The organism is Pseudomonas palmensis, assembly GCF_049942755.1.
In the GTDB taxonomy this organism is placed as follows: domain Bacteria; phylum Pseudomonadota; class Gammaproteobacteria; order Pseudomonadales; family Pseudomonadaceae; genus Aquipseudomonas; species Aquipseudomonas palmensis.
Genome location: NZ_CP187958.1, coordinates 3,233,786 through 3,260,237, shown reverse-complemented (window position 1 = coordinate 3,260,237; position 26,452 = coordinate 3,233,786). Strand labels below are relative to the sequence as shown.

23 protein-coding genes are annotated in these 26,452 nt (G+C 66.4%); 18 read left to right on the top strand and 5 right to left on the bottom strand.

Annotation, left to right across the window (positions count from 1 at the left end; all coding sequences use genetic code 11):
* Positions 1–3 precede the first annotated feature (3 nt).
* From ACPRTJ_RS15080 to ACPRTJ_RS15015, 14 genes are all read left to right on the top strand, one after another.
* Entirely contained in the window at positions 4–1,170 is a 1,167-nt protein-coding gene (locus ACPRTJ_RS15080; protein ID WP_043861005.1) for an alginate biosynthesis protein Alg44, read from the top strand.
* Between the two features lie 103 nt (positions 1,171–1,273).
* Positions 1,274–2,662 carry an alginate biosynthesis TPR repeat lipoprotein AlgK gene (gene algK / locus ACPRTJ_RS15075; protein ID WP_054914850.1) on the top strand — a complete coding sequence of 463 codons (1,389 nt, stop codon included), beginning with the start codon at positions 1,274–1,276 and terminating at the stop codon, positions 2,660–2,662.
* The gene (locus ACPRTJ_RS15070; RefSeq protein ID WP_426427079.1) at positions 2,659–4,146 is read left to right on the top strand and encodes an alginate export family protein; all 1,488 of its coding nucleotides are present in this window, start codon (positions 2,659–2,661) and stop codon (positions 4,144–4,146) included. Before algK ends, ACPRTJ_RS15070 begins: the two co-directional genes overlap by 4 nt.
* 18 nt (positions 4,147–4,164) lie before the next feature.
* Positions 4,165–5,724 carry a mannuronan 5-epimerase AlgG gene (algG, locus tag ACPRTJ_RS15065; RefSeq protein WP_043861002.1) on the top strand — a complete coding sequence of 520 codons (1,560 nt, stop codon included), beginning with the start codon at positions 4,165–4,167 and terminating at the stop codon, positions 5,722–5,724.
* An 11-nt stretch (positions 5,725–5,735) separates the two neighbouring features.
* Positions 5,736–7,178 (top strand): alginate O-acetyltransferase, encoded by a 1,443-nt coding sequence (locus ACPRTJ_RS15060; protein ID WP_058540861.1) that lies wholly within the window; start codon positions 5,736–5,738, stop codon positions 7,176–7,178.
* Between the two features lie 7 nt (positions 7,179–7,185).
* Complete coding sequence (locus tag ACPRTJ_RS15055) at positions 7,186–8,292, top strand: mannuronate-specific alginate lyase (protein ID WP_058541092.1); 1,107 nt, start codon at positions 7,186–7,188, stop codon at positions 8,290–8,292.
* A 127-nt stretch (positions 8,293–8,419) separates the two neighbouring features.
* On the top strand, positions 8,420–9,877 hold the full coding sequence (locus tag ACPRTJ_RS15050) for an MBOAT family O-acyltransferase (protein WP_058540860.1): 1,458 nt from the start codon (positions 8,420–8,422) through the stop codon (positions 9,875–9,877).
* Positions 9,878–9,888: 11 nt separating this feature from the next.
* Positions 9,889–11,052, top strand: coding sequence for an alginate O-acetyltransferase (locus tag ACPRTJ_RS15045; RefSeq protein WP_054914853.1), 1,164 nt, complete (start codon positions 9,889–9,891; stop codon positions 11,050–11,052).
* A gap of 12 nt (positions 11,053–11,064) precedes the next feature.
* Positions 11,065–11,712, top strand: a complete 648-nt coding sequence (locus tag ACPRTJ_RS15040; RefSeq protein WP_043860998.1) for an alginate O-acetyltransferase AlgF — start codon at positions 11,065–11,067, stop codon at positions 11,710–11,712.
* 33 nt (positions 11,713–11,745) lie between these two features.
* Positions 11,746–13,197 carry a mannose-1-phosphate guanylyltransferase/mannose-6-phosphate isomerase gene (locus ACPRTJ_RS15035; protein WP_043860997.1) on the top strand — a complete coding sequence of 484 codons (1,452 nt, stop codon included), beginning with the start codon at positions 11,746–11,748 and terminating at the stop codon, positions 13,195–13,197.
* A gap of 136 nt (positions 13,198–13,333) precedes the next feature.
* On the top strand, positions 13,334–13,798 hold the full coding sequence (locus tag ACPRTJ_RS15030) for a hypothetical protein (RefSeq protein ID WP_043860996.1): 465 nt from the start codon (positions 13,334–13,336) through the stop codon (positions 13,796–13,798).
* Between the two features lie 76 nt (positions 13,799–13,874).
* Positions 13,875–14,354, top strand: coding sequence for a thioredoxin family protein (locus tag ACPRTJ_RS15025; RefSeq protein WP_426427078.1), 480 nt, complete (start codon positions 13,875–13,877; stop codon positions 14,352–14,354).
* A complete protein-coding gene (locus ACPRTJ_RS15020) occupies positions 14,245–15,069 on the top strand; it encodes an SDR family oxidoreductase (RefSeq protein WP_054914855.1) in 825 nt (274 codons plus the stop codon). Before ACPRTJ_RS15025 ends, ACPRTJ_RS15020 begins: the two co-directional genes overlap by 110 nt.
* A gap of 241 nt (positions 15,070–15,310) precedes the next feature.
* On the top strand, positions 15,311–15,979 hold the full coding sequence (locus ACPRTJ_RS15015; protein ID WP_052504232.1) for a TetR/AcrR family transcriptional regulator: 669 nt from the start codon (positions 15,311–15,313) through the stop codon (positions 15,977–15,979).
* Here the strand turns inward: ACPRTJ_RS15015 and ACPRTJ_RS15010 are convergent.
* Complete coding sequence (locus ACPRTJ_RS15010; protein WP_043860993.1) at positions 15,968–16,873, bottom strand: HpcH/HpaI aldolase/citrate lyase family protein; 906 nt, start codon at positions 16,871–16,873, stop codon at positions 15,968–15,970. The two genes, ACPRTJ_RS15015 and ACPRTJ_RS15010, sit on opposite strands and share 12 nt — an antisense overlap.
* Before the next feature lie 45 nt (positions 16,874–16,918).
* A complete protein-coding gene (locus ACPRTJ_RS15005; protein WP_100633486.1) occupies positions 16,919–17,659 on the bottom strand; it encodes an SDR family NAD(P)-dependent oxidoreductase in 741 nt (246 codons plus the stop codon).
* Between the two features lie 465 nt (positions 17,660–18,124).
* On the opposite strand from ACPRTJ_RS15005, the gene ACPRTJ_RS15000 reads away from it, so the two are divergent.
* The 4 genes from ACPRTJ_RS15000 to ACPRTJ_RS14985 all read left to right on the top strand — a co-directional run bounded on the left by ACPRTJ_RS15000 (position 18,125) and on the right by ACPRTJ_RS14985 (position 22,960).
* Positions 18,125–18,538 (top strand): acyl-CoA thioesterase, encoded by a 414-nt coding sequence (locus ACPRTJ_RS15000; RefSeq protein ID WP_043860990.1) that lies wholly within the window; start codon positions 18,125–18,127, stop codon positions 18,536–18,538.
* Positions 18,539–18,609: 71 nt separating this feature from the next.
* The gene (locus tag ACPRTJ_RS14995) at positions 18,610–19,752 is read left to right on the top strand and encodes an acyl-CoA dehydrogenase family protein (RefSeq protein WP_078479507.1); all 1,143 of its coding nucleotides are present in this window, start codon (positions 18,610–18,612) and stop codon (positions 19,750–19,752) included.
* A gap of 114 nt (positions 19,753–19,866) precedes the next feature.
* Positions 19,867–21,228 (top strand): phenylacetate--CoA ligase PaaK, encoded by a 1,362-nt coding sequence (paaK, locus tag ACPRTJ_RS14990; RefSeq protein ID WP_054914859.1) that lies wholly within the window; start codon positions 19,867–19,869, stop codon positions 21,226–21,228.
* Between the two features lie 40 nt (positions 21,229–21,268).
* The gene (locus ACPRTJ_RS14985) at positions 21,269–22,960 is read left to right on the top strand and encodes an alpha-keto acid decarboxylase family protein (protein ID WP_043860987.1); all 1,692 of its coding nucleotides are present in this window, start codon (positions 21,269–21,271) and stop codon (positions 22,958–22,960) included.
* A gap of 45 nt (positions 22,961–23,005) precedes the next feature.
* Here ACPRTJ_RS14985 and ACPRTJ_RS14980 read toward each other — a convergent pair whose 3' ends face one another.
* From ACPRTJ_RS14980 to ACPRTJ_RS14970, 3 genes are all read right to left on the bottom strand, one after another.
* Positions 23,006–23,800 (bottom strand): SDR family NAD(P)-dependent oxidoreductase, encoded by a 795-nt coding sequence (locus ACPRTJ_RS14980; protein WP_043860986.1) that lies wholly within the window; start codon positions 23,798–23,800, stop codon positions 23,006–23,008.
* A gap of 75 nt (positions 23,801–23,875) precedes the next feature.
* Positions 23,876–25,366 (bottom strand): efflux transporter outer membrane subunit, encoded by a 1,491-nt coding sequence (locus ACPRTJ_RS14975; protein WP_043860985.1) that lies wholly within the window; start codon positions 25,364–25,366, stop codon positions 23,876–23,878.
* Complete coding sequence (locus ACPRTJ_RS14970; RefSeq protein WP_043860984.1) at positions 25,363–26,439, bottom strand: HlyD family secretion protein; 1,077 nt, start codon at positions 26,437–26,439, stop codon at positions 25,363–25,365. The genes ACPRTJ_RS14975 and ACPRTJ_RS14970 overlap by 4 nt, the downstream gene beginning before the upstream one ends.
* Positions 26,440–26,452 lie beyond the last annotated feature (13 nt).

Below are 26,452 nucleotides of genomic sequence, written 5' to 3'. Positions count from 1 at the left end.
GCCATGAATACCGCCGTGAATGCCAATGTCGTGCATGAGTCCGAAGCCCAGCGTCAGCACGCCCGGGTAAAGATCCCCGCCAAGCTGCGCTACCTGGGGGCCAACCGCGAGACCCTCGAAGTCAAGGTCGAGGACCTCTCGGCCGGTGGCCTGAGCTTCTACACCCGCCACCCGCTGAAGGTCGGCGAAGTGGTGCGCGGCCGCCTGCAGTTCGTGGTCGACAACCTGGGCCTGGCCATCGACATCGAGTTCCAGGTGCGCTCGCACAACGTCGCCGACGGTCGTACCGGCGTGCAGTTCCAGAACCTGGAACAGCGCGACATCGCCACCCTGCGCCACATCATCACCTCGCACCTGTCGGGCGAGCTGATCAGCATCGGCGACGTGCTCAGCACCCTGCAACGCGACAACTTCACCAAGGCGCGCAAGCAGAAGGACACCGGCGGCGGCCTGAGCGCCTTCGGCCGCCTGCGTGCGGTCACCTTCAGCCTCGGCGTGTTCGTGGTCGGCGTGGCCGCGTTCGGCTTCATCGCCAAGTCGGTGTACGGCCTGTACTTCGTCAGCCATGCCGAAGCCGGGGTGGTCAGCGTCCCCACCACCAACGTCACCATGCCGCGCGACGGCACCGTGCAGAGCCTGGTGAAGGCGGACGGCCCGGTGGTCAAGGGCGCGCCGCTGGCCTCGTTCAACACCAGCATGCTCGACCTGCTCAAGGGCCACCTGGACGACCAGCAACTGGAGCCGGCGCGGGTCGAGGAACTGTTCGGCAAGCAGCTCAGCGGCACCCTCACCAGCCCGTGCGACTGCGTGGTGGCCAGGCAACTGGTTGATGACGGGCAATACGCGAGCAAGGGCGCAGTGATCTTCCAGCTGATCCCGCGCACCACCAACCCGATCATCGAGGCCCGTTTCAGCTACCGCCAGTTCGACGAAGTGCAGCCCGGCACCCGCGTCAACTTCCAGGTGGCCGGCGAAGACGACGTGCGCCAGGGTCGCATCGTCAGCAGCACCAGCCAGAACAGCGACGACCTGTCTTCGGACATTCGCGTGCAGATCAAGCCGGATGCGCCGATGCCCAGCGAGCTGGCCGGGCGCCCGGTGTCGGTCAACAGCGACCGGGGTCCGTCGATGGACTGGCTGATCGACAAGGCCGTGGCCCGTGGGCTTTGAAGAGGACATGCCGGTGACTACCCAACACACCGCGATCCCTGTAGGAGCCGGCCTTGCCGGCGAATCGTGCAGCCCCCTTCGCCGGCAAGGCCGGCTCCTACCGATGGGTGCACTGGCCCTGGCCGTCAGCCTGGCCGGTTGCGCCGGCCTGCCCGACCAGCGCCTGGCCAACGAAGCCCTCAAGCGCGGCGACACCGCCCTGGCCGAGCGCAACTACCAGCAACTCGCCGACCTGGGCTACAGCGAGGCCCAGGTAGGCCTGGCCGATATCCAGGTCGAAACCGGTGACCCGGCCAAGCTCAGGCAGGCCGAGGCCACCTACCGCGCCGCCGCCCGCACCTCGCCCCGCGCCCAGGCCCGCCTCGGCCGTCTGCTGGTGGCCAAGCCCGACAGCAGCGAGGCCGAGCGCCACGAGGCCCAGGGCCTGCTCAAGCAGGCCTTCGCCGCCGGGGAAAGCAACACCCTGATCCCGCTGGCCATGCTCTACCTGCAATACCCGCAGAGTTTCCCCGACCTCGATGCCCAGCAGCAGATCGACCAATGGCGCGCCGCCGGCTACCCCGAGGCGGGCCTGGCCCAGGTGCTGCTGTACCGTACCCAGAACACCTACGACCAGCACCTGGACGAGGTGGAACGTATCTGCAAGGCCGCACTGGCCAGCACCGACATCTGCTATGTGGAACTGGCCAGCGTGTACCAGAAGCGCGCCCAGCCCGAACAACAGGCCGCGCTGATCGACCAGCTCAAGGCCGCCTATGCCCGCGGTGCGGTACCGGCCAGCCGGGTCGACAGCGTGGCCCGCGTACTGGCCGACCCCAGCCTGGGCCAGACCGACGAGAAAACCGCCCAGGCCCTGCTCGAACAGGTCGCACCGAGCAACCCCGCGTCCTGGGTCAGCCTGGCGCAACTGCTCTACAGCTTCCCCGAGCTGGGCGACAGCGACCAGTTGCTGGCCTACATCGACAAGGGCCGCGAGGCCGCACAACCGCGCGCCGAGCTGCTGCTGGGCCGCCTCTACTACGAAGGCAAGGCCGTGCCGGCCGACGCGAAAAAAGCCGAGACGCACCTGCAGTCCGCCGCCGATGCCGGCGAAATCAGCGCCCACTACTACCTCGGCCAGCTCTACCGCCGTGGCTATCTGGGCCAGGTCGAACCGCAGAAAGCCGTCGATCACCTGCTGCGCGCCGCCCGTGGCGGCCAGCTCAGCGCCGACTACGCGCTGGCCCAGCTGTTCAGCGAAGGTCGCGGCATTCGCCAGGACCTGGTCAACGCCTGGGTGTTCGCGCAACTGGCGCAGGCCAACCCCAGCGAGCAATCGACGGCGATGGCCGGCGAGCTCGACCAGCAGCTATCCGCCCCGCAGAAGGCCCAGGCCCAGCGCCTGTTGCAACAGGAGCGCCAGGCCCGTGGCGCCATGGGTCAGGGCCCCGGCGCCCAGGCCATGCAGGCCCTGCAGGACACCACCGAACAAGACGGCGAGGAATCCCTATGACACTCAACCCGTGGATGAAGGCCGGCCTGGGCCTGGGCTGTGCCCTGCTCTGGTCGTGCCCGACCCTGGCCGCGATGACCGCCGAGAAGAACTTCGGCCTGGAAGTGAAAGTCACCGGCCAGTCCGAGGATGACCGCGACCTGGGCACCCGCTCCGGCGGCGACGTCAACGGCCTGGGCCTGGACCTGCGCCCCTGGGTGTATGGCGAGCGCGGCAACTGGAGCGCCTACGCCATGGGCCAGGCGGTCACCGCCACCGACACCATCGACACCGACACCCTGCGCCAGGCCGACGACGACAGCCAGGTCGAAACCCGCCGCGCCAGCGGCCGCGAGCAGGACAAGAGCTACCTGGCCATGCGCGAGTTCTGGGTCGGCTACAGCGGCCTGACCGCCTACCCCGGCGAGCAACTGCGCCTGGGCCGCCAGCGCCTGCGCAGCGACGACGGCATGTGGCGCGACACCAACATCGAGGCGCTGAACTGGACCTTCGACACCACCCTGCTGCGCGCCAACGCCGGCGTGGCCCAGCGTTTCAGCGAGTACCGCACCGACCTCACCGACCTGGCCCCCGAAGACAAGGACCGCCTGCACGTCTACGGCGACGTGGCCGCGCAATGGACCCCCGGCCACTGGGTCGGCCTGCGCGCGCACCACACCCACGACGACGGCAAGCTGAAGAACCCGGGCGAGACCCTCGACCCGCTGGACAAGACCCGCAACGGCGACCTCACCTGGCTGGGCCTTGAGGCCAACAGCGACGCCTACAACTGGCGCAACCAGAACACCGTCAACTACTGGGGCAGCGTCACCTGGCTCACCGGCGACCGTGATCGCCTGAGCGCCACCACCCTGGCCAACGGCGACCAGCTGGCCACGCAAAAGCAGAGCGGCGATGTCAACGCCTGGGCCACCGACCTGGGCATCCGCCTGCGCCTGGACCCCAACTGGCAGGTGGGCGCGGCCTATGCCCGCGGCAGCGGCGGCGGCGGTGGCAGCGACGGCTCGGGCAACTTCGAACAGACCGGCCTTGAGAGCAACCGCTCCAACTTCACCGGCACCCGCTCGCGTGTGCACCGCTTCGGCGAGGCCTTCCGTGGCGAGCTGGGCAACCTGCAGGCCGCCACCCTGTTCACCTCCTGGCAACTGCGCGACGACTACGACGCAAGCCTGGTGTACCACAAGTTCTGGCGCGTCGACGGCAAGCAGAACATCGGCAGCAGCGGCATCAACGCCGTGGTCGATGATGACGGCATCAACCGCCCGCTGATCCAGGGCGAAAAAGACCTCGGCCAGGAGATGGACCTGGTGGTCACCAAGTACTTCAAGCAGGGCCTGCTGCCGGCCGCGCTGAGCCAGTCGATCGACGAACCGTCGGCACTGGTGCGCTTTCGCGGTGGGGTGTTCAAGCCAGGCGACGCCTATGGCAAGGAAGCGGACTCGTACATGCACCGCGCCTTCATCGACGTGATCTGGCGTTTCTGATGCCTGGAGTGCATTGACATGAACCTTTACCCGCTCAACACGCTGATCGCCGGCAGCCTGCTGCTGGCCAGCAGCATCGCCCTGGCCAACGGCCTGCCCGTGGCCAGCCCGGCCAAAGAGCTGCAGCACGCCAAGACCTACACCGTCAGCAGCGCGCCGATCGAGCCGTTGCAGATACCGGCGCCGACCCTGCCCGACCTCAGCGGCTACACCGCCGAAGCGGTGCAGGCCAAGATCCAGCGTGCACGCAAGGGCAAGGTCACGGTACGCCGCATGCTGCAGGAAGACGCCCTCAAGGAGTTCATCGGTGGCGACAACAAGATGGCCGAATGGGTAGCCCGCCAGCACGGCATCCCGCAGGCGATCTTCGTCGATGACGGGCATGTCGACTTCACCGAGCTGAGCAAGCACGTGCCGGCCCAGTACCTGCGTGAAACCGCGCCGGGGGTATACCTGTCGCGCCTGCCGATCGTGGTGGGGCAAAAGGGCGTGCTCGAGATCGATGCCAAGGTCAAGGAACTGCGCCTGTCCCAGGAAGGCGGTGCGTTCATCGTCAACGACGGCAAGCTGTTCGTCAGTGACACCCGCGTCACCGGCTGGCGCGAAAAGGACAACGGCCCGGCGACCTTCCGCACCCCCAAGGAATTTCGCCCGTTCCTGCTCTCGTGGGGCGGCACCGAGACCTACATCGTCAACACCCGCATGGCCAGCTTCGGCTATGCCCAGAGCAAGTCCTACGGCGTGAGCATTTCGCAGTACACGCCCAACATGGCCAAGCAGATGGGCCGCCCCGAACCCACCGGCTGGATCATCGGCTCCGAGTTCAGCGACATGTGGTACGGCTTCTACTGCTACGAGACCAGCGACTTCGTGGTCAAGGACAACACCTACCGCGACAACATCGTGTACGGCATCGACCCCCACGACCGTTCGCACCGCCTGATCATCGCCGGCAACACCGTGCATGGCACCAAGAAGAAGCACGGCATCATCGTCTCGCGCGAGGTCAACGACAGCTGGATCATCAACAACAAGAGCTACGACAACAAGCTCTCGGGCGTGGTGATCGACCGCAACAGCGTCAACAACCTGATCGCCTACAACGAGATCTACCGCAACCACACCGACGGCATCACCCTGTACGAAAGCGGCGACAACCTGATCTGGGGCAACAAGGTCATCAGCAACCGTCGCCACGGCATCCGCGTGCGCAACAGCGTGAACATCCGCCTGTACGAAAACCTCGCCATGGCCAACGGCCTGGTGGGTGTGTACGGGCACATCAAGGACCTGTCCGATACCGACCGCGACATCGACCTGGACCCGTTCGACACCAAGGTGTCGCTGATCGTGGTGGGCGGTGAACTGGCGGCCAACGGCAGCGGCCCGCTGTCGATCGACTCGCCCCTGAGCGTGGAGCTGTACCGGGTGTCGATGCTGGCCCCGAGCAAGTCCAGCGGCATCAGTTTCTCCGGGGTGCTGGGCGATCGCCAGGACGAGATTCTCGACCTGATGGTGCGCCAGGGCAAAGCCGTACTGATCGACCCGGTCGAACGCCAGACCGACATGGCGGATTGAGGAAACCTGACATGACCCCACACCTGATGAAACTGCTTGGCCTGAGTGCGGCGCTGCTGGCGATCAGCAACGGCGTGCGTGCCGACGAGGTGCAGGCGCCCAGCTTCACCGCCCAGCCGTGCTGCCAACTGTGCCCCGAAGCCCACGATGCCAGCCGCTACACCACCCGCTACCAGCAGAACTTCACCACCCTGGTGCAAGCCCAGGGCGACTGGCTGTTCCGTACCCGCGAAGACCTGCGCACCGAATTCAGCACCACCCCGGCCGGCTACAAACGCCTGCAGCAGGTGCACGATGCATTCAAGGCGCGCGGCGTGGAACTGGTGGTGGTGTACCAGCCCACCCGTGGCCTGGTGAACCGCAACATGCTCAACCCGGCCGACAAGGCCGCGTTCAACTACGAGAAGGCCCTGCGCAACTACCAGGCCATGCTCAAGCGCTTCGCCCAAATGGGCTACAACGTGCCCGACCTGTCACCGCTGACCAACGAACAGTTGCCGGCCGCGCAGCAGGGCAAGGACTTCTACTTCCGCGGCGACCAGCACTGGACGCCCTATGGCGCCGAGCGTGCGGCAAAAATCGTGGCCGACACCGTGCACAGCATGCCGGCCTTCGCCGACATCCCGCGGCGTGAATTCGAAAGCCACCCGTCCGGCCGCATGGGCAAGACCGGCACCCTGCACAACGTCGCCGGCCAACTGTGCGGCACCAGCTACGCGGTGCAGTACATGGACCAGTTCGTCACCGAGCCCAAGGGCGAGAGTGGCGGCGACGACCTGTTCGGCGACTCGGGCAACCCGCAGATCACCCTGGTGGGCACCAGCCACAGCGGCAAGAACTACAACTTCTCGGGTTTTCTGCAGCAGTACATCGGCGCCGACGTGCTCAACGTCGCGTTCCCCGGTGGCGGCCTGGAAGGTTCGATGATCCAGTACCTGGGCAGCGAGGAGTTCCAGAACAACCCGCCCAAGATCCTGGTGTGGGAGTTCTCGCCGCTGTACCGCCTGGACCAGGAAACCATCTGGCGCCAGATGCTCGCCCTGCTCGACAACGGCTGCGAAGGCAAGCCTGCGCAGATGAGCGTCAGCACCTCGCTCAAGCCGGGCACCAACGAGCTGCTGGTCAATGGCAAGAACGGCGTGATCAAGAACCTGGTCAACGGCCGTCATCAACTGGACATCCAGTTCGAAGACAAGTCGGTCAAGACCTTGCAGGCCACCCTGTGGTACCTCAATGGTCGTCACGAGGACCTGAAGATCGAAAAACCCGAAACCTCCGACACCGACGGACGCTTCGCCTTCCAGTTGCGCGAGGACGAGGACTGGGCCAACCAGACCTTGCTCGCGGTGGAAGTGCAGGGTCCCGAAAGCGGCAGCCAGAAGGTCCAGGCCAGGCTGTGTACACGCAACCCGATCGCCGGCGCCGGGCAGCATGCTGCCCAGGCCGGCCTGTGAGGCGCACATGACATCCATCCGCACCCTTGCCACCCCCGCCCTGCTCGCCCTGGCCCTGTTCGGCCCGGCGGTGCAGGCCGGCGGGCTGGTCCCGCCGCAGGGCTACTACGCCGGCATCGAGAAACCCAAGACCAGCCCCAACGACTTCACCTGTGAGGCCGTGCCCAAGCCCTACACCGGCGCGCTGCAGTTTCGCAGCAAGTACGAAGGCTCGGACAAGGCCCGCGCGACGCTGAACAAGGCATCCGAACAGGCCTTTCGCGATTCCACCGCCAGCATCACCACGCTGGAGCGCGGGGTCAGCAAGCAGGTGATGCAGTACATGCGCGACGGCCGCCCGCAGCAGCTGGACTGCACCCTGCAGTGGCTGGGCACCTGGGCGCAGGCCGATGCGCTGATGTCCACCGACTACAACCACACCGGCAAGTCGATGCGCAAATGGGCGCTGGGCAGCCTGAGCTCGGCATACCTGCGCCTGAAGTTCTCCAACGCACAGCCACTGGCGGCGCACCAGGCCCAGGCCGAACAGATCGAGAAATGGTTCGCGCGCCTGGCCGAGCAGACGGTCAAGGACTGGAGCGACCTGCCGCTGGAAAAGATCAACAACCACTCGTACTGGGCCGCCTGGTCGGTGATGGCCACGGCGGTGGCGACCGATCGCCGCGACCTGTTCGACTGGGCCGTGAAGGAGTACCGCGTGGGTGCCAACCAGGTCGATGCGCAGGGCTTTCTGCCCAACGAGATGAAGCGCAAGCAGCGCGCCCTGGCGTACCACAACTACGCACTGCCGCCGCTATCGATGATCGCCAGCTTCGCCCAGGCCAACGGCGTGGACCTGCGCCCGGAAAACAACGGCGCGCTCAAGCGCCTGGGCGAGCGGGTGTTGTCCGGGGCCAGAGACCCGAGTGCGTTCAAGGCGCGCAATGGCCAGAAGCAGGACATGGACGATCTGAAGATCGACAGCAAATACGCCTGGCTTGAGCCGTGGTGCAGCCTGTACCAGTGCGACGCCGATGCGCTCAAGCGCAAGCACGCGATGCAGCCGTTCAAGAGTTTCCGCCTGGGCGGCGACCTGACGCGCGTCTACGACCCGCAGGCAGAACAGAAGAAGTAGCAACGACCGCAATCCCTGTGGGAGCGGGCTTGACCCGCGATGCGTTTGATCTGGTTCCCCCGCAATTTCAGCGGGGGGTTTGGGGGGCTGCTGCCCCGATTGTGGATAACGACAAGGAGAGATCGGGATGGTGTTCTCGTCCAATGTGTTCCTGTTCCTGTTCCTGCCGATCTTTCTCGGCCTGTACTACCTGAGCGGGCAACGCTACCGCAACGCCCTGCTGCTGCTGGCCAGCTACGTGTTCTACGCCTGGTGGCGGGTGGACTTCCTGGCGCTGTTCGCCGCGGTCACCCTGTGGAACTACTGGATCGGCCTCAAGGTGGGCGCCGCCGGCGTGCGCACCAAGCCGGCCCAGCGCTGGCTGCTGCTGGGGGTGGTGGTCGACCTGGGTATCCTGGGCTACTTCAAGTACGCCAACTTCGGCGTCGACAGCATCAACGCGATCATGACCTCGTACGGCCTGGAGCCGTTCATCCTCACCCACATCCTGTTGCCCATCGGCATCTCGTTCTACATCTTCGAGTCGATCAGCTACATCATCGACGTGTACCGCGGCGACACCCCGGCCACCCGCAACCTGATCGACTTCGCCGCGTTCGTGGCGATCTTCCCGCACCTGATCGCCGGCCCCGTGCTGCGCTTTCGCGACCTGGCCGACCAGTTCAACCACCGCACCCACACCCTGGACAAGTTCTCCGAAGGCTGCACGCGGTTCATGCAGGGCTTCATCAAGAAGGTATTCATCGCCGACACCCTGGCGGTGGTCGCCGACCACTGCTTCGCCCTGCAGAACCCGACCACCGGCGACGCCTGGCTGGGCGCACTGGCCTACACCGCGCAGCTGTACTTCGACTTCTCCGGCTACAGCGACATGGCCATCGGCCTGGGCCTGATGATGGGCTTTCGCTTCATGGAGAACTTCAAGCAGCCCTACATCAGCCAGTCGATCACCGAGTTCTGGCGGCGCTGGCACATCAGCCTGTCCACCTGGCTGCGCGACTACCTGTACATCACCCTGGGCGGCAACCGCGGCGGCACCTTCGCCACCTACCGCAACCTGTTCCTGACCATGCTGCTGGGCGGCCTGTGGCACGGCGCCAACTTCACCTACATCATCTGGGGCGCCTGGCACGGCATGTGGCTGGCGATCGAGCGCGCACTGGGCCTGGACACCAACCCGCAGCGCTTCAACCCGGTCAAGTGGGCCTTCACCTTCCTGCTGGTGGTGATGGGCTGGGTGATCTTCCGCGCCGAAAACCTGCACGTGGCCGCACGCATGTACGGCGCCATGTTCAGCTTCGGTGAATGGCAGCTGTCGGAACTCAACCGCGCCAGCCTCACCGGCCTGCAAGTGGCCACCCTGGTGATCGCCTACCTGAGCCTGGCGTTCTTCGGCCTGCGCGACTTCTACCGCAATGCCAAGCCCACGGCCAAGGCTAGCCCGGTGGCCGTGCATGGCGACGGCAGCGTGAGCCTGGACTGGGGCCTGTACATGACCCGCGCGCTGGTGCTGCTGCTGTTCGTGGCCTCGATCCTCAAACTCTCGGCGCAAAGCTACTCGCCGTTCCTCTACTTCCAGTTCTGAGCGAGCCGACCATGACCCGATCATTACGCAAACTCTACGCCGTGCTGTTCATGGCCCTGCTGCTGGGCCTGGGCATCTGGTCGCTGGGGGGCCTGGGCAGTTTCCAGCGCACCGCGCAGATGTCCCTGCTCGACGGCAAGCTGGCCAAGGCCGCCGAAACCCACTACGACGCGCAGTTCCCGATCAAGCGCCTGGGCACCAACCTCTGGGCGGCGCTGGACTTCAAACTGTTCAACGAAGGCCGCCCGGGTGTGGTGCTGGGCCGCGAGCAATGGCTGTTCAGCGATGAAGAGTTCAAGCCGGTGGCCGGCAGCGAACAGTTCGAGGCCGAGAACCTCGCACTGATCCGCGGCGTGCGCGACACCCTCAAGCAGCACGGTGTGCAACTGGTGCTGGCGATCATTCCGGCCAAGGCCCGCCTGTACCCGGAGTACATCGGTGAGCAGACGCCCGCCAGCCTGCATGCCGACCTGTACAACCAGTTCCATGCCAAGGCGCGCCAGGCCGGCGTGTTCGCCCCGGACCTGCTCGGCCCGCTGCAGGCGGCCAAGGCCCAGGGCCAGGTGTTCCTGCGCACCGACACCCACTGGACACCACTGGGCGCCGAGGTGGTGGCACGCCACCTGGCCGAAGCCGTGGCCCGCCAGACCCTGCTCAGCGGCACGCCGCAGCAGTTCGTCACCGAAGCCAAAGCCGCCACACCGTACAAGGGCGACCTCACCAACTTCCTGCCGCTGGACCCGTTGTTCAGCCACCTGCTGCCGGCCCCGGACAGCCTGCAGCAACGCACCACCCGCCCTGCCCGGGCCCAGGACCAGGCCGACAGCGACGACGCGCTGTTTGCCGACAACGAGATCCCCGTGGCGCTGATCGGCACCAGCTACAGCGCCAACCCGCACTGGAACTTCCTCGGTGCGTTGCAGCAGGCGCTGCGCAGCGACGTGGTCAATTACGCCGAGGACGGCCATGGCCCGCTGCTGCCGATGCTCAAGTACCTGCAGACCGACGCCTTCAAGACCAGCGCCCCACAGGTGCTGGTATGGGAGTTCCCGGAACGTTATCTGCCAATGAAAAACGACCTCAGCGCCTTCGATCCGCAGTGGATCGCGCAGCTGAAGCAAACCCGTACCGCCAATCAAGACATGGCCCTGTCGTCCAATCGGACGCAACACTGAGAGGAACTGCACATGACCACCAAGCACCGCATTGCCAAAGCATTCGCCCTGACCGCCGGCATGAGCCTGCTCTCGCTGCAGGCCTGGGCCGGCGCCGATGCCGCACTGTATGGCCCCAGCGCGCCCAAGGGCTCGACCTTCGTGCGCCTGTACAACGCCGGCAACCAGCCGGTGGCCGCCAGTGTCGGCAACACCCAGATCAGCGAAGTGGCCGCCCAGGGCAGCAGCGATTTCAGCTTCATGCCCCAGGGCGACTACAGCGCCAAGGTCGGCAGCCAGACCGTACCGGTCAAGCTGGCGGGCGATCACTACTACACCCTGGTCAACCACGGCAGCGGCCAGCCGCAACTGGTCGAGGAACCGCCGTTCAAGAACAAGCAGAAATCCCTGGTACGCGTGCAGAACCTGAGCGACCAGGCCCTGACCCTGAAGACCGCCGATGGCAAGACCGAAGTGGTCAAGCCGGTGGCGGCCAAGGCTCGCGGCGAGCGCGAGATCAACCCGGTCAAGGTCAGCCTGGCGCTGTATGAAGGCGACAAGAAAGTCAGCGACCTCAAGCCCGTTGCGCTCGAACGTGGCGAAGCGGCCGTGCTGTATGTGACCGGCAGTGGCAGCAACCTGTCGCCGGTCTGGGTCAAGCGCCCTGTGTCCACCCGTTAATCAACTGCCCCTTTCAACGTTCGGAGATTACCCATGATTCCAGTCATCCTGTCCGGTGGTAGCGGCTCGCGTCTGTGGCCCCTGTCGCGCAAGCAATTCCCCAAGCAGTTCCTGGCCCTGACCGGTGAACACACGCTGTTCCAGCAAACCCTGTCGCGCCTGGTGTTCGACGGCATGGACGCGCCCATCGTGGTGTGCAACAAGGACCACCGTTTCATCGTCAACGAGCAGTTGGCCAACCTGAACCTGGACACCCAGGCGATCCTGATGGAACCGTTCGGGCGCAACACCGCGCCGGCCGTGGCGCTCACGGCCATGAAACTGGTCAACGAAGGCCGCGACGAGCTGATGCTGGTGCTGCCGGCCGACCACGTGCTGGACGACCAGAAGGCCCTGCAACGCGCCCTGGCCCTGGCCACGGTGGCCGCCGAACGCGGCGAAATGGTGCTGTTCGGGGTGCCGGCGACCAAGCCGGAAACCGGCTACGGCTACATCAAGTCGAGCCAGGACGCCCTGCTGCCCGAAGGCATCAGCCGCGTGGCACAGTTCGTTGAAAAACCGGACGAAAAACGCGCCACCGAGTTCGTCAAAAGTGGCGGCTACTACTGGAACAGCGGCATGTTCCTGTTCCGCGCCAGCCGCTTCCTCGAAGAGCTGAAAAAGCACGACCCCGACATCTACGACACCTGCCTGCTGACCCTGGAGCGCAGCCTGGAAGACGGCGACAGCATCAGCATCGACGAGGCCACCTTCGCCTGCTGCCCGGACAACTCCATCGACTACGCGGTGATGGAAAAGACCCAGCGCGCCTGCGTGGTGCCGCTGAGTGCGGGCTGGAGCGACGTGGGCTGCTGGTCGTCGCTGTGGGACGTGCACGAGAAGGACACCAACGGCAACGTGACCAAGGGCGACGTGGTGGTGCAGGACAGCCACAACTGCATGATCCACGGCAACGGCAAGCTGGTATCGGTGATCGGCCTGGAGAACATCGTGGTGGTCGAGACCAAGGACGCCATGATGATCGCGCACAAGGACAAGGTTCAGGGGGTCAAGCAGATGGTCAACACCCTGGACGCCCAGGGCCGCAACGAAACCCAGAACCACTGCGAGGTGTACCGCCCGTGGGGCTCGTATGACTCGGTGGACATGGGCGGGCGCTTCCAGGTCAAGCACATCACGGTAAAACCCGGCGCCAGCCTGTCGCTGCAGATGCACCACCACCGTGCCGAGCACTGGATCGTGGTGTCGGGCACGGCCGAGGTGACGTGCGACGAGAACGTGTTCCTGCTGTGCGAGAACCAGTCCACGTACATCCCGATCGCCTCGGTGCACCGCCTGCGCAACCCGGGCAAGATCCCGCTGGAGATCATCGAGGTGCAGTCGGGCAGCTACCTGGGCGAGGACGACATCGAGCGTTTCGAAGACATCTACGGGCGCTCCACGCCAGTGGAGCGCGGGGTGTCGATCAAGACCATCGCACAGTGATCTGAAGCCCGGAAGGCCCTTTCGCGGGTCAAGCCCGCTCCCACAACGGTCGCCATCGAACCTGTGGGAGCGGGCTTGACCCGCGATGCTTTTATCAGGGTAGGATGATCCTTCATCCGCACCCAAGGCGCCCTCCATGTTCATCGGTATCCTGCTCATCCTCACCTGGCTGGTCCTGCTGCTGCGCTACCCGGCCAAGGCCTTGCCGATCTCCATGGCCGCGCTGCTCGGCCTGGGCCTGGTGGGGCTGTGGGTGGTGTGGCTGGACAACCGCGAGGCCAGCCAGCTGGCCCGCCTGGAACTGCGCCTGGACTACGCCCCCGACGCCTGCCCGGCCGACCGCCCGCTGCGCGTACAGATAAAGAACGCCAACCGCGTGCCGCTGGTCGAGCTGCGCTGGCGCGTGGCCGCCTACGCCCCCGGCGACACCGTCAACCTGGCCGAGAACACCTACGCCGCACCGCGCTACCGCGGCCCCGGCGACCTGCAGCCCGAGGCCAGCTGGCACGACTGCCTGCCCCTGCCCCCCCTGCGCTCAGGCTACCGCCCGCAAACCCTGGAATTTCGTGCCGAGCACCTGCAGGGTGGCTTTGCCAACTAGTATTTTTGCCAGTTACCTCAGACACGCCAGCCGGGGTTGAATGGAGCGCACCGCAATTCTTGCAGGAGGCACCACCATGTCACTCAGGCCCGTGACCCGCCTCGACCAGCTCCAGGCGCTGCTCGACGATTGCACACGCCAACGCCCGGCCATGGTCATGGTGGGCTCGGCCAGTTGCCCGCCTTGCCGCACGATGCATCCCGATGTTGCACGGCTTGGCAGTCAACATCCTCAGGTCGACTTCCACTATTTCAACGTCGACCTGTTCGAGGATCACCCGCAAGAACCGGCCCTGACCTGCCTGTTCCAGAGCCTGTCGCTGCACTACCTGCCTTCACATATCCTGTTGCCCGTCGCCGGCCCCAACCTCGTGGTGTGCGCCACGAGCATCACCCGGCTGATCGACGCCCTGACCGAACACCATATTCTGAGGAGAGCCCCCTTCCATGCCCGTCGTCCTGATCACCGGTTGCTCCAGCGGCATCGGCCGCGCCCTCGCCGACAGCTTCAAGTCCGCCGGCTACGACGTGTGGGCGACCGCGCGCAAGGCCGATGACGTCGCCACGCTGATCAAGGCCGGCTTCAGCAGCCGCCAGCTGGACGTCAACGACGAGGACGCCCTGGTACGCCTGGCCGACGCCATCGAAACGGCCCATGGCGGCCTCGACATCCTGATCAACAACGCAGGCTACGGCGCGATGGGGCCGCTGCTGGACGGCGGTGTCGAGGCCATGCAGCGCCAGTTCGAGACCAACGTGTTCGCACTGATCGGTGTGACCCGTGCACTGTTCCCCTTGCTGCGACGCAATCGCGGCCTGGTGGTGAACATCGGCAGCGTGTCGGGTGTGCTGGTCACCCCGTTCGCCGGCGCCTATTGCGCATCCAAGGCGGCGGTGCATGCGCTCAGCGATGCGCTGCGCCTGGAACTGGCGCCGTTCGGCATCGGCGTGATGGAAGTGCAGCCCGGCGCCATCGCCTCAAGCTTCGCCAGCAATGCCGGGCGCGAGGCCGAGCAGGTGCTGGCGCAAGACTCGCCGTGGTGGCCATTGCGCGAGCAGGTGCGCGCCCGCGCCCGCGCCTCGCAGGACAGACCGACCCCCGCCAGCGCGTTCGCCCAGGGCCTGCTCAAGGCCGTACAGCAGCGTACCCCGCCCGACCTGCTGCGCCTGGGCAACGGCAGCCGCGCCTTGCCGCTGCTGGCCGGCGTGCTGCCCAAACGGCTGCTGGAAAAGGTGCTGAAGAAACGTTTCGGCCTTGATCGCAGCCTCTGATCTGCCCGGTTTGCGGGGGCCTGCGCCGGCGATAGCTGACCCTATCGCTAACTATAAAGTGCACACCAGAGCATTTTCCAAAGCGTCTCCAAGGCCAAGAATCGCCCTCGTACTGGATCGGCTGCATTGCCACAGCGGCGGCGCGCTCCAGGCAATCAGGGAGAAATCTCCAAGGTCGGAGCACCGCTGCCTGCTGGCAGCCTTTCTCACAAATGCAATCAGGCCCTTTCTGGAGACATTCGTGAAACACCTTAACCTTCCGCGCAAGATCCCCACCCAGGCCCGCTCGCGGATGATGGTCGAAACCATCCTCACCTCCACCGCCAAGGTGGTGGTCAAGCATGGCTACCAGGGCACCAACACCAACCTGGTGGCCCAGCGCGCCGGGGTCAGCGTGGGCTCGGTCTATCAGTACTTCCCGAACAAGGATGCATTGATCGCGGCGTTGCATGAGCGCCATGCGCAGGCCATGAACCGGGTGATTCTGGAGGTCGCCGGCGCCCACGAGGTGGCCGACCTGCCGGCCCACCTCAGGCTGCTGGTACAGGCCCTGCTGCACCTGCACCAGCAGGAACCGGAGCTGCACCGGCTGCTCGACACCGACCTGGCCAACCTGAGCCGCAGCGTCGACGACCTGCAGCACAAGGCCCGCATCACCCTGTCCATCGAGCGCCTGCTGGACCGCTGGCGGGCCACGCTGGCTCACAGCAACCTGCACCTGGCCGCCTGGCTGGCGGCGCAGGTGATCACCTCGATGGTCAAGGCCTACATCCTCGACTCGCCGCAGATGAGCCAGGCGCAGATCGAGGATGCGATCAGCAGCTCGCTGATCGGGCTGTTGTGCCTCCCGCCGGCCATGCCGCTGGCCACCGCCCGCGCCCGCGCGCAGCCGCACAGCTCAGCGGCGTAGCGCCTGGCGCGCCTGCAACTGCTCGTAACGCTCCAGCAAGCGCAGCGCCTGCAGGTAGCTGGGCACTTCCACCACCAGGCCATCGACCTCGGCACGCACGTTGCCGCCCTGGGCCGCCGCCTCGAACGCCGCCACCTGCCGGCGCGCCAGTTCGGCGTCCGCGTCAGCGGGGGTGAGGTAGCGATTGGCGACCGCCACGTGCGCCGGGTTGACCACACCCTTGGCCTGGTAGCCGATGGAGCGGGCGAACTGCATGTCGGCTTCGGCACCCTGCGCGTCGGCAAAGGTGTAGGGCGAGTCGATGGCCAGCACCCCCGCCGCCGCGCATTCGAGCAGAAAGCGCGAGCGCGGGTAATACAGCTCGGTGCCGGCGCGGCTGCGCCCGGCGCCCAGGTCGGCCACCATGTCCTCGGTGGCCACCAGCATCGCCTTGATACGCGGGCTGGCGGCGGCGATCTCGATGGCGCGCACCACGCCCAGCGCGGTCTCGATGTTCGGTACGATCAACGTGCTGCCGGCAGCGATGCCATGGCGCCCCTCAAGCTCGGTGATCAACTGGTCCAGCTCGATCATCTGCTCGCGGCGCTCGACCTTGGACATCATCACCACCTGTGGGCGGCCAGCCATCACTGCCGCCAGGTCCTCGTGGCCACAGGTTTCAAACGGGTTGATGCGCACCGCACTGACCCGCCCGCAGGCGCGCCAGCGCTGCAGGATATCCACCGCCAGTGCACGCGCCTCGGGGCGTCGCGCCGGTGGGGTGAAGTCCTCCAGCTCCTGCACCAGCACGTCGCCATCGCCGTCGAGTGCCGCCAGCAACGCGCGCTCGTCGGCGCCGGGAATGAAGAAAAAGGTGCGGCAAAGCGCCAGTGGGTTGTCCTTGGAAACTGCCATGGTTGACGTCCTGTACAGAGAAGAAAAGGAAGAAAAGAAAGCGCCTCAGAGCATCGCCAGGCCGCCGTCCACGGCGATGGTGGTGCCGCTGACGAACGAGGCCTTGCCCGACAGCAGCCAGGCGATCACCTCGGCGGCTTCCTCGGCACGGCCCTCGCGGCGCAAGGCGGTCATGCCGTGCAGCTGTTCGAGCTTGCCGGCGACGCGCGTGGTGTCATCGAGCATCGGCGTGCGGATCACCGCCGGGGCGACGCAATTGACGGTCAGCCCGCGCGGGCCCAGTTCGCGCGCCAGGCCCTTGCTCAGGGTGATTACCGCGCCCTTGCTGGTGGCGTAGCCGAGCGTGCCGGCCAGGCCACCGCCGCGAATGCCGGCGACGCTGGCCACGGTGCATATATGCCCGCCGGCGCGCATCAAGGGCACGCTGTGCTGCACCACGCTGAAGGTGGCAAGCAGGTTGACCTCCAGCAACTGGCGCAGGCGCGCCACGCTCAGGTCGTCGAATGCCGTGGTGTCGACCACCCCGGCGCAGGTGGCCAGGCCATCGATGCGCCCGTGCCACCGGGCGATTTCGGCGAACACCGCGGCCACTGCCTGTTCATCGCACAGGTCCAGGGCGAACGGCCGATGGCCTGGGCCCAGCGCATGCAGGGTGCGATCCAGGCCGCCTTCGTCACGGTCCAGGCACGCCACCTGAAAACCCTCCCGTGCCAGCTGCAGGGCGGTCGCCGCGCCAATACCGCTGGCCGCACCGGTGACCACCGCCACCCTGTCTTGATTGGTCATGAACACTGCACTCCCTGAATGGCGATACAGGGCCGCTACAACAACGGCGCCTGAGTGGCGGCCATGCTAAAAGAATGCCTGCCGAACAACTACTCGCATTAAAAACCCCACACACAAGAGCCGTGCCCGTGTACCCGCCGTGGATTGCTCGCATTGCCAGGAATATTAAATATTCATGACCAAAGTTCGTTGTCGGCGGCGAAATGCGAGCAATTCAACGCCACCCTCAAGGCCGCCCCCACAAACGAACCATGGCGTACAACCAGCAGCCAGCAACCCCACGGCAGACAAGCGTTGCAGCGCGAAATCGAGTTTTACGCAAACAAACGCGAGTAGCCTTGCAAGTTCAACTTGCCTAGCATTTGAAACAACTTGAAACCCACTTTCAAGGGACCGAACAAGTTGCCGAGAAGTTTCAAGAACATTTCGCCAACTTCAAACAGAACAAACAAAAGGAAGTGCACCATGAGCCAGAAAGGCTTTGAGACCGTCATTGAAATCAAATACCGCGACACCGACTCGATGGGCCATGTAAGCAGCCCCATCTATTATGACTACATGCAACATGCCTACCTCTGCTACATGCACCACCTGCTGCAACTGCCAAAGAGCGAAAAACTGCCGCACATCATGGTGCGCAGCGAGTGCGACTACCTCAAGCAGGCCATGTACGGCGAAACCCTGGTGGTCAGCAGCGCCGTGGTGAAATTCGGCACCAAGAGCTTCGAGATCGAGCACACCATGCGCCGCCAGGACGATACCCACGAGGTGGTGGCCAGGGCCAAGTCGTACCACGTGATGTTCGACTACGACAAACAGGCCACCGTGCCTGTGCCCCAGGCATTCAAGGATCAGGTCCTGGCTTTCCAGGAAGGCTGAGCCGGCGCTCAGGGACGAACCGTTCGCCGACGCTCAGGCGCCCCGGCGAACCGACTGCAAAGGTACGCTCAATGAAACTCTCCTGGACTCCACAGCAGCTCGCGCTGCTGTCGACCTACCGCGCCATCGGCGTGGAACTGGCCGAGGCGCGGCGCAGCGCCGCCCCCGGTTTCGATCACTACGGCTGGCAGCGCCTGTGCGACGCGGGCCTGTGGAAGCTGGTCATCCCGCTCGAATACGGCGGCCTGGGTGAAGACTGGTGGGGCTTCAGTGCCGCGCTGGAAGGCCTGGCCTCGTCGATCCGCACGCCCGAGCTGCTGCTGTCGGTGATTGCCCAGGCCGGCATGGTCCGTGCCCTGATGCTCTACGGCAGCGACGCCCAGAAGGACCGCTACCTGAGCGCGATCCTGGCCGGCGCGCTGAGCGCCACCGGCATCGCCGAACCGGGCACCGGCACCGACGTGCGCAGTATCCACAGCCTGCTGACCCCGTGCGCGGACGGCTACCGGCTGACCGGCAGCAAGTTCAACATCGCCCATGCACCGGTGGCCGACTTCCTGCTGATCGTGACCCGCCTGGCCACCGACTCCAAGCACAACATCGCCCTGGTGATCATCGACAAGGACACCCCCGGCCTGACCCGTGGCGAGCCGGACGACAAGCTGGGCAACAAGCACCTGCCCACCGGCCCGCTGCACTTCGACAACCTGCCGGTGCCGGCCGAACAGGTACTGGGCGAGCCGGGCCGCGGCCTGCAGCAACTGATCAGGATCATCTCGCTGGGGCGTGCGTACTACGGCCTGGTAGCGGCCAACCTGCCCACGCCGTTCCTGGCCGAGGCCATGCACTACGCGGCCAACCGCCAGAGCTTCAACAGCGCCATCGACACCCACCAGTACGTGCAGAAGCGCCTGGTGGACATCGCCATGGGCATGGAGCGCAACCGCTGGATGGTGTACGCCGCGCTCGACCAGCTGCTGGGCAACGACCCCCAGGCGCTGATGAGCTGCTCGATCGCCAAGCTCGGCGCCGCGCAGGACTTCATCCACAGCGCCATCAGCCTGCTCAAGCTGTATGGCAGCCTGGGCTACCACGAAGGCGACATCGCCACCCTGGTCAAGGACGCGCTGGGCTTTGCCAGCGTGGGCGGTACCGAAGAGATGCACCAGAAGAACATCTTCAACCAGCTGCTGCGCCTGACCCAGGCCGGCTGATCCCGCAGCGCCCGCCCCTGCCACCTGCGCGCCCGGCCCCACCCGGCGCGCGGGCATGGCAGCGCGAGCGTGGGCGCCCTTGACCACTCCCCTTCCTGGTAGAGAACAGACCCGATGCCGATCGAATCGACTTTACTGCACGCAAGCCCTGTCGCCGCCCTGGCCCCGGTGCCCTTCGCCCAACCGTTCGATGACCACCTGGAACAGGCCGGCCTCGACGAGTTGCGCCAGCACCAATTGCTGCGCCTGCGCCAGACCCTGCTGCATGCCTACACCCATGTGGCCTGGTACCGCGAGCAGTTCCATGCACTGGACGTGCACCCCTACGACCTCAAGCACCTCGACGACCTGGCGCACTTCCCGCTGACCAGCAAGGCACAGTTGCGCGACCACTACCCCTTCGGCCTGTTCGCCGTGCCGATGGACCAGGTGCTGCGCCTGCATGCCTCCAGCGGCACCACCGGCCAGCCCACCGTGGTCGGCTACACGCGCAACGATATCGACGTGTGGGCCTCGCTGGTGGCGCGCTCGATCCGCGCTGCGGGCGGGCGGCGCGGCGACCGCATCCATATCGCCTATGGCTACGGCCTGTTCACCGGAGGCCTTGGCGCACACTACGGCGCCGAGAAACTGGGCTGCACGGTGATCCCGATGTCGGGCGGGCAGACCGCACGCCAGGTGCAGCTGCTCAAGGACTTCCAGCCGGACATCATCATGGTGACGCCGTCCTACATGCTCAACATCGCCGAAGAGATCGAACGCCAGGGCATCGACCCGCAGTCGCTGTCGCTGCGCGCCGGGATCTTCGGCGCCGAGCCGTGGGGCGGACAGATGCGCGGCGAGCTGGAACAGCGCCTGGGCATCAAGGCCCTGGACATCTACGGCCTGTCGGAAGTGATGGGCCCGGGGGTGGCCATGGAGCACCTCGACACCCAGGACGGCCCGACACTCTGGGAAGACCACTTCTACCCCGAGATCATCGACCCGGTCACCGGCGCGGTGCTGCCCGACGGGCAGTTCGGCGAACTGGTGCTGACCACCCTGAGCAAGGAAGCGCTACCGATGGTGCGCTACCGCACCCGCGACCTCACCCGCCTGTTGCCCGGCAACGGTCGCGCCATGCGCCGCATCGACCGCATCACCGGGCGCAGCGACGACATGCTGATCATCCGCGGGGTCAACGTGTTCCCCAGCCAGATCGAGGAGCAACTGCTCAAGCTGCTGATGTTCAGCCCGGTGTACCAGCTGCATGTCAGCCGCCAGGGTAACCTCGACGTGCTGGCCGTCCACGTCGAGCTGCGCCCGGAACACAGCGGCCTGAGCGCCCGGCAGCAACAGGCCGCCTGCCAGCAACTGAGCCACCAGATCAAGGTGCACGTGGGCATCAGCACCCACATCCAGCTGCACCCGTGCCACACCCTCAAGCGTTCCGAAGGCAAGGCCGGCAACGTCATCGACCTGCGCCGCCAGCCCTAGCGGCGCACCCTCTCTCAAGGATCACGAGGCTCCCCTACTCATGGACATGACCATTGGCGATTTTCTGCTGCGCCGCCTTCAGGAATTCGGCATCCGCCACCTGTTCGGCGTGCCCGGCGACTACAACCTGACCCTGCTCGAACAGGTCGAGGCGCTGCCCACGCTCGACTTCATCGGCAACTGCAACGAACTCAACGCGGCCTACGCGGCCGACGGCTACGCCCGCACCCAGGGCTTCGGCGCGGTGCTGACCACCTACGGGGTGGGCGACCTCAGTGCACTCAACGGCATCGCCGGCGCCTATGCCGAGCGGGTGCCGGTGATCATGGTGTCGGGCATGCCGCCGCTGCACGCGATCATCGACCGGGCCCTGATGCACCACACCCTGGGCGACGGCAACTACGACAACATCATGGTGACCCTGCGCCAGTTCACTGTGGCCCAGGCGCGCATCACCGTGGAAAACGCCGCCATGGAAATCGACCGCGTATTGCAGACCTGCTACCGCGAACGCCGCCCGGTGTACCTGCAACTGCCCAGCGACCTGGCCACCCTGCCGATCGAGGTGCCCGACACGCCGCTGCAACTGAGCGAGCCGCGCAGCGAGCCGGGGCAACTGCAGGCGGTGGTACGGGCGCTGGTGGCACGCCTGGATGCCGCCAGCTCGCCGGTGCTGCTGGTGGACATGGACGTGGCGCGCTTTGGCCTGGTGCCCCAGGTGCTCGAGCTGATCGAGCGCTTCGACCTGCCCTTCGCCTGCCTGCCGCCGGCCAAGGCCATGCTGCCCGAGTCGCACCCGCTGTTCCTCGGCACCTACGCCGGTGCCGGCTCCGCGCCCGGCGTGCGTGCGGCACTGGAGCAATCCGACTGCGTGATCAGCCTTGGCGCACGCTTCACCGACACCAGCACCGCGCTGTTCTCCCACAGCTTCATGGACGGCGCGCTGATCCAGCTGCACGCCTACGCGGCCTCGATCGCCAGGCAGCACTACACCGCCGTGAGCCTGGGCCAGGTGCTCCAGGCGCTGGGCCAACAGGCGCTGGCACGCGAGCGCCGCGCCCAGCGCATCCCGCCGTTCAGTGCCAGCCCGGCGTTCGCCGCGCTGTCGGGCAAGCCGCTGAGCCAGCTGCGCTTCTGGCAGCGCATCGGCCACCTGATCGAAGCCGACGACCTGGTCATCGCCGAAAGCGGTACCTCGTCGGCGGGCATCAGCGGCCTGCGCCTGCCGACCGGGGCAACCTGCATCACCCAGCCGATCTGGGGTTCGATCGGCTACACCCTGCCCGCGCTGCTGGGCAGCCTGCTGGCCGCACCGACACGCCGCCAACTGCTGTTCATCGGCGACGGCTCGTTGCAGATGACCGTGCAGGAGCTGTCGACGATTCTGGCGCACAACCTCAAGCCGGTGATCTTCCTGATCAACAACGATGGCTACACCATCGAACGGCTGATCCTGGGCGAGCATGCCAGCTACAACGACGTGAACCCCTGGCGCTATGCGCAACTGGCCAGCGTGCTGGACACCCGCGAGCGCTCGCGCAGCTTCACCGTGCACACCGAGGACCAGCTCGAAGATGCGCTGGCCCAGGCCGCACAGGCCGACACGCTGGTGTTCATCGAAGTGGTGATGGAGCGCATGGACGCGCCCGAATCGCTCAAGCGCTTTGCCCGGCTGTTCGCCGAGTTCGACTACGGGCTGCAACCGGCCAGCCTGCCGGCGATTGCCGGCTGAAGGCCGCGCCCGGGCGAGTCGCTCGCCCGGGCGCGGCAGGGTGCATCAGGCGATGGAACGAACCACGCCGCCATCCACGCGCAGGGCTGCGCCGGTGGTGGCGCTGGCCTGGCGCGAGGCCAGGTAGACCACCATGTTGGCGACCTCCTCGACCGTGGCCAGGCGCTTGATGACCGAGCTGGGGCGGTGCTCGGCAATGAACCGGGCCTCCAGCGTCTCGCTGTCCACCCCCTGCTCCCTGGCCATCTGGCTGAAGTAGCCGCCCACGCCTTCGGAGCGGGTCGGGCCCGGCAGCACCGCATTGACGGTCACGCCGGTACCGGCCAGGGTCTCGGCCAGCCCGCGGGAAATCGCCAGCAGAGCGGTCTTGGTGGTGCCGTAGTGCACCATCTCGGTCGGGATCTGCAGCGCCGATTCACTCGACAGGAACAGCACCCGGCCCCACTCGCGCGTGGCCATGCCCTTGGCGTAATGGCGCGACAGGCGCACCGCGCTCATCACGTTGACCTCGAAGAAGCGCTGCCAGTCCTCGTCGCTGATCTCGAAGAAGCCCTTGGGCTCGAAGATGCCCAGGTTGTTGACCAGGATGTCGGTTTCCGGCTCCTTGGCAAACAAGATGTCCGCCCCCTCGGCCGTGCCCAGGTCGGCCGCAATGCCCTTGACCTTGGCCCCCGGCAACTTGCGCTGGATCTGTTCGACGGCGCGCGTGACACGGGCCTTGGTGCGCCCGTTGACCACCACCTCGGCACCGGCCTCGGCCAGCCCGTGGGCAATGGCAAAGCCGATACCGGCGGTGGAGCCGCTGACGATCGCACGCTTGCCGTGCAAGGAAATATTCATACCTGCGTCCTTTTCTGGATGACATGTGAACCCCGGCGTGGCGCCGGCCGTGCCGGGGCACGGCCGGCGCAGGCCTCATGGGTGCTTTGACCGCTGCCCTCGATCGAGTTCAGCGCTGGCCTGGGCCGGTGGGGCAAATGACTGCCAGCCCCCGCCCAGGGATTTGTACAGGCCGACCATGGCCAGCGACACCGCCGCCGAGCTTTCGACCCACTGCTCCTGGTTGGCCAGCAAGGCGCTCTGCACGGTCAGCACGTTGAGGAAGTCGACCGCGCCCTCCACGTACTGGTTGCGCGCGGTGTCCAGCGCCACCCGGCTCTGGCGCACCGCTTCGTCGAGCAGGTCGCGGCGCAGCTGGCTGGCGTTGTACAGGCGCAGCACATCGTCGATCTCGTGCCAGGCGCGCAGCACCACCTGCTGGTACTGCACAGCCGCTTCCTGCTGCTGCGCCTCGCGCAGCTTGAGCACGCCGGTCAGGCGCCCGCCTTCGAAGATCGGCAGGCTCAACTGCGGGCCGATGGCAAACCGGCGCGAACTCCAGTTGCCGAAGTCCGACAGTTGCAGCGACTGGAACCCCGCGCTGCCCGACAGGCGGATGCTCGGATAGAAGTTGGCCTTGGCCACCCCGATGCTGGCCGTGGCGGCGTGCAGTTGCGCCTGTGCCTGGCGGATGTCGGGGCGCCGCTCGGCCAGCTCCGAGGGCAGGCCCATGGCAAAGCGCTGCGCGGTCTGCGGCATCGGTGCCGGTTGCAGCAGTTCGTTCTGCAGGCTGCGTGGCGGTTCGGCCAGCAGCAGGCTCAGGGCGTTGATCAGTTGCGCCTGGCGGTCTTCCAGGGTGGGCAGGCGCGCCTCGATGGACGCCACCTGCGCCTTGGCCTGGGCCACGTCGAGGTTGGTCGCCACGCCATCGTTCAGGCGCATCTGCGACAGGCGCAGGCTGTGGCGCGACACGTCGAGGTTCTCGCGGATCACCGCCAGGGTGCTCTGCACCGCACGCAGCTGGATATAGTCGTGGGCGGTCTCGGCCAGCAACGACAGCAGCACGCCCTGGCGGTCGTTTTCGGCCACCTCGACGCTGGCGTCGGCGGCCTCCACCTCACGCCGCACCCGGCCCCACAGGTCCAGTTCCCAGGCAGCGGTGAAGTCGCCCTGCCACAGGTTGAAGGCCGACTTGCCGTTCTTGCCGGACGGGTCGTTGAGGCCATCCTCGCTGTTGCGGGCGCGGCTGTAGTTGCCGTTCAGGTCGACCGACGGGTACTGCTCGGAGGCAATGCTGCTGCGCACCGCGCGGCTCTGCATCAGCCGGGCGGTGGCCACCTGCAGGTCCAGGTTGCGTTCGACCGCGCGCTGTACCAGTGACGACAGCTGCGCATCGTTGAACTGCTCCCACCAGCGCGCCTGCAGCGGTGTCGCCTCGGGCTGGCTGGGGCCGGCCTTCTCCTGCAGGGTCGGCCAGGCCGACGGCGCGGTGGAGCGCGGCGCTTCGAAATCGGGGCCCAGGCTGCAGGCGCCGAGGGTCAGCGTGGCGCCCAGCAGCAAGGGCGAAGTAGCCTGTGCGAAGTTCATCGAGCGCTGACCTCGTTGCCGGCCTGGGCCCTGGCCGGGCTCTGGGTATCAATTTTGGCGATCACCGACATGCCCACGCGCAGGCGGCTGAGCAATGGCTGGTCGGCGTCGAGCACGATCTTCACCGGGATGCGCTGCACCACCTTGGTGAAGTTGCCGGTGGCGTTGTCCGGCTTGACTGCGGCAAAGGTCAGGCCGGTGGCCGGGGCCACGCTCTGCACATGGCCGCGCAGCTGTTCACCGGCAAAGGTATCCACGCTCACCAGCACTGCCTGGCCTGGCTGCACGTGGGTCAGCTGGGTTTCCTGGAAGTTGCCGACCACGTAGGCCTGCGCCAGCGGCACCACCGAGAGCAGCCGTGCGCCCGGGTTGACGTAGGCGCCCACGCGCACGGCGCGCTCGCCGACCATGCCGTCGATGGGTGCGACGATCTGCGTGTAGGACAGGTCCAGGCGGGCACGGTCCAGCGCGGCCTCGGCATGCTTGAGGCCGCCCTGGGCCGCCTCCACCTGCGCGGTGAGAATGTCCACCTGCTTGCGTGCCGCGGCCAGCGCCGCACGGGTGTTGGCCAGGCGAGCCTGGGCCTGATCGACCCGGCTGCGCGCCTGCTGGGCGTTCTGCACGGTGCCGGCGCCCTGCTCGGCCAGGCGGGTGTGACGGGTCAGTTCATGGTTGGCGAACGCCAGCGCCGCCTCGTCGGCAGCCACCGTGGCCTGGGCCTGGGCGATCAGCGAAGCCTGGCGTTCGAGGGTGGCGCGGGCGTTCTGGTACTGCGCGCGGGACATCAGCAACTGCGCGTCGGCGGCGGCCAGCGCCGCCTGGAAGTCGCGGTCGTCGATCTGCGCCAGCACCTGGCCGGCCTTGACCTGCTGGTTGTCCTCGACGTGGACCGCCTTGATGAAGCCCGACACCTTGGGCGCCACCACGGTGTAGTCGGCCGTGACGTACGCATCGTTGGTGGACTGCGTGCCGCCGCTGCCGAACAGCGCGGGCAGCGCCACATAGGCCAGGCCGGCGACGACGATCACCGCCACGGCGATCAGGGTGAGTCTGGAAGTTTTACTTGAGGTCATGTCTTTCTCTCTC

Excerpts from the sequence above, each read along its gene's own strand:
- algG (WP_043861002.1), top strand. The coding sequence starts at position 4,165 with ATGAACCTTTACCCGCTCAACACGCTGATCGCCGGCAGCCTGCTGCTG.
- ACPRTJ_RS15050 (WP_058540860.1), top strand. The coding sequence starts at position 8,420 with ATGGTGTTCTCGTCCAATGTGTTCCTGTTCCTGTTCCTGCCGATCTTT.
- ACPRTJ_RS14970 (WP_043860984.1), bottom strand. The coding sequence starts at position 26,439 with ATGACCTCAAGTAAAACTTCCAGACTCACCCTGATCGCCGTGGCGGTG.
- ACPRTJ_RS14980 (WP_043860986.1), bottom strand. The coding sequence starts at position 23,800 with ATGAATATTTCCTTGCACGGCAAGCGTGCGATCGTCAGCGGCTCCACC.
- algK (WP_054914850.1), top strand. The coding sequence starts at position 1,274 with ATGGGTGCACTGGCCCTGGCCGTCAGCCTGGCCGGTTGCGCCGGCCTG.
- paaK (WP_054914859.1), top strand. The coding sequence starts at position 19,867 with ATGCCGATCGAATCGACTTTACTGCACGCAAGCCCTGTCGCCGCCCTG.
- ACPRTJ_RS14995 (WP_078479507.1), top strand. The coding sequence starts at position 18,610 with ATGAAACTCTCCTGGACTCCACAGCAGCTCGCGCTGCTGTCGACCTAC.
- ACPRTJ_RS15055 (WP_058541092.1), top strand. The coding sequence starts at position 7,186 with ATGACATCCATCCGCACCCTTGCCACCCCCGCCCTGCTCGCCCTGGCC.
- ACPRTJ_RS15020 (WP_054914855.1), top strand. The coding sequence starts at position 14,245 with ATGCCCGTCGTCCTGATCACCGGTTGCTCCAGCGGCATCGGCCGCGCC.
- ACPRTJ_RS15030 (WP_043860996.1), top strand. The coding sequence starts at position 13,334 with ATGTTCATCGGTATCCTGCTCATCCTCACCTGGCTGGTCCTGCTGCTG.
- ACPRTJ_RS15045 (WP_054914853.1), top strand. The coding sequence starts at position 9,889 with ATGACCCGATCATTACGCAAACTCTACGCCGTGCTGTTCATGGCCCTG.
- ACPRTJ_RS14975 (WP_043860985.1), bottom strand. The coding sequence starts at position 25,366 with ATGAACTTCGCACAGGCTACTTCGCCCTTGCTGCTGGGCGCCACGCTG.
- ACPRTJ_RS15000 (WP_043860990.1), top strand. The coding sequence starts at position 18,125 with ATGAGCCAGAAAGGCTTTGAGACCGTCATTGAAATCAAATACCGCGAC.
- ACPRTJ_RS15070 (WP_426427079.1), top strand. The coding sequence starts at position 2,659 with ATGACACTCAACCCGTGGATGAAGGCCGGCCTGGGCCTGGGCTGTGCC.
- ACPRTJ_RS15035 (WP_043860997.1), top strand. The coding sequence starts at position 11,746 with ATGATTCCAGTCATCCTGTCCGGTGGTAGCGGCTCGCGTCTGTGGCCC.
- ACPRTJ_RS15010 (WP_043860993.1), bottom strand. The coding sequence starts at position 16,873 with ATGGCAGTTTCCAAGGACAACCCACTGGCGCTTTGCCGCACCTTTTTC.
- ACPRTJ_RS15040 (WP_043860998.1), top strand. The coding sequence starts at position 11,065 with ATGACCACCAAGCACCGCATTGCCAAAGCATTCGCCCTGACCGCCGGC.
- ACPRTJ_RS15025 (WP_426427078.1), top strand. The coding sequence starts at position 13,875 with ATGTCACTCAGGCCCGTGACCCGCCTCGACCAGCTCCAGGCGCTGCTC.
- ACPRTJ_RS15005 (WP_100633486.1), bottom strand. The coding sequence starts at position 17,659 with ATGACCAATCAAGACAGGGTGGCGGTGGTCACCGGTGCGGCCAGCGGT.
- ACPRTJ_RS15080 (WP_043861005.1), top strand. The coding sequence starts at position 4 with ATGAATACCGCCGTGAATGCCAATGTCGTGCATGAGTCCGAAGCCCAG.
- ACPRTJ_RS14985 (WP_043860987.1), top strand. The coding sequence starts at position 21,269 with ATGGACATGACCATTGGCGATTTTCTGCTGCGCCGCCTTCAGGAATTC.
- ACPRTJ_RS15060 (WP_058540861.1), top strand. The coding sequence starts at position 5,736 with ATGACCCCACACCTGATGAAACTGCTTGGCCTGAGTGCGGCGCTGCTG.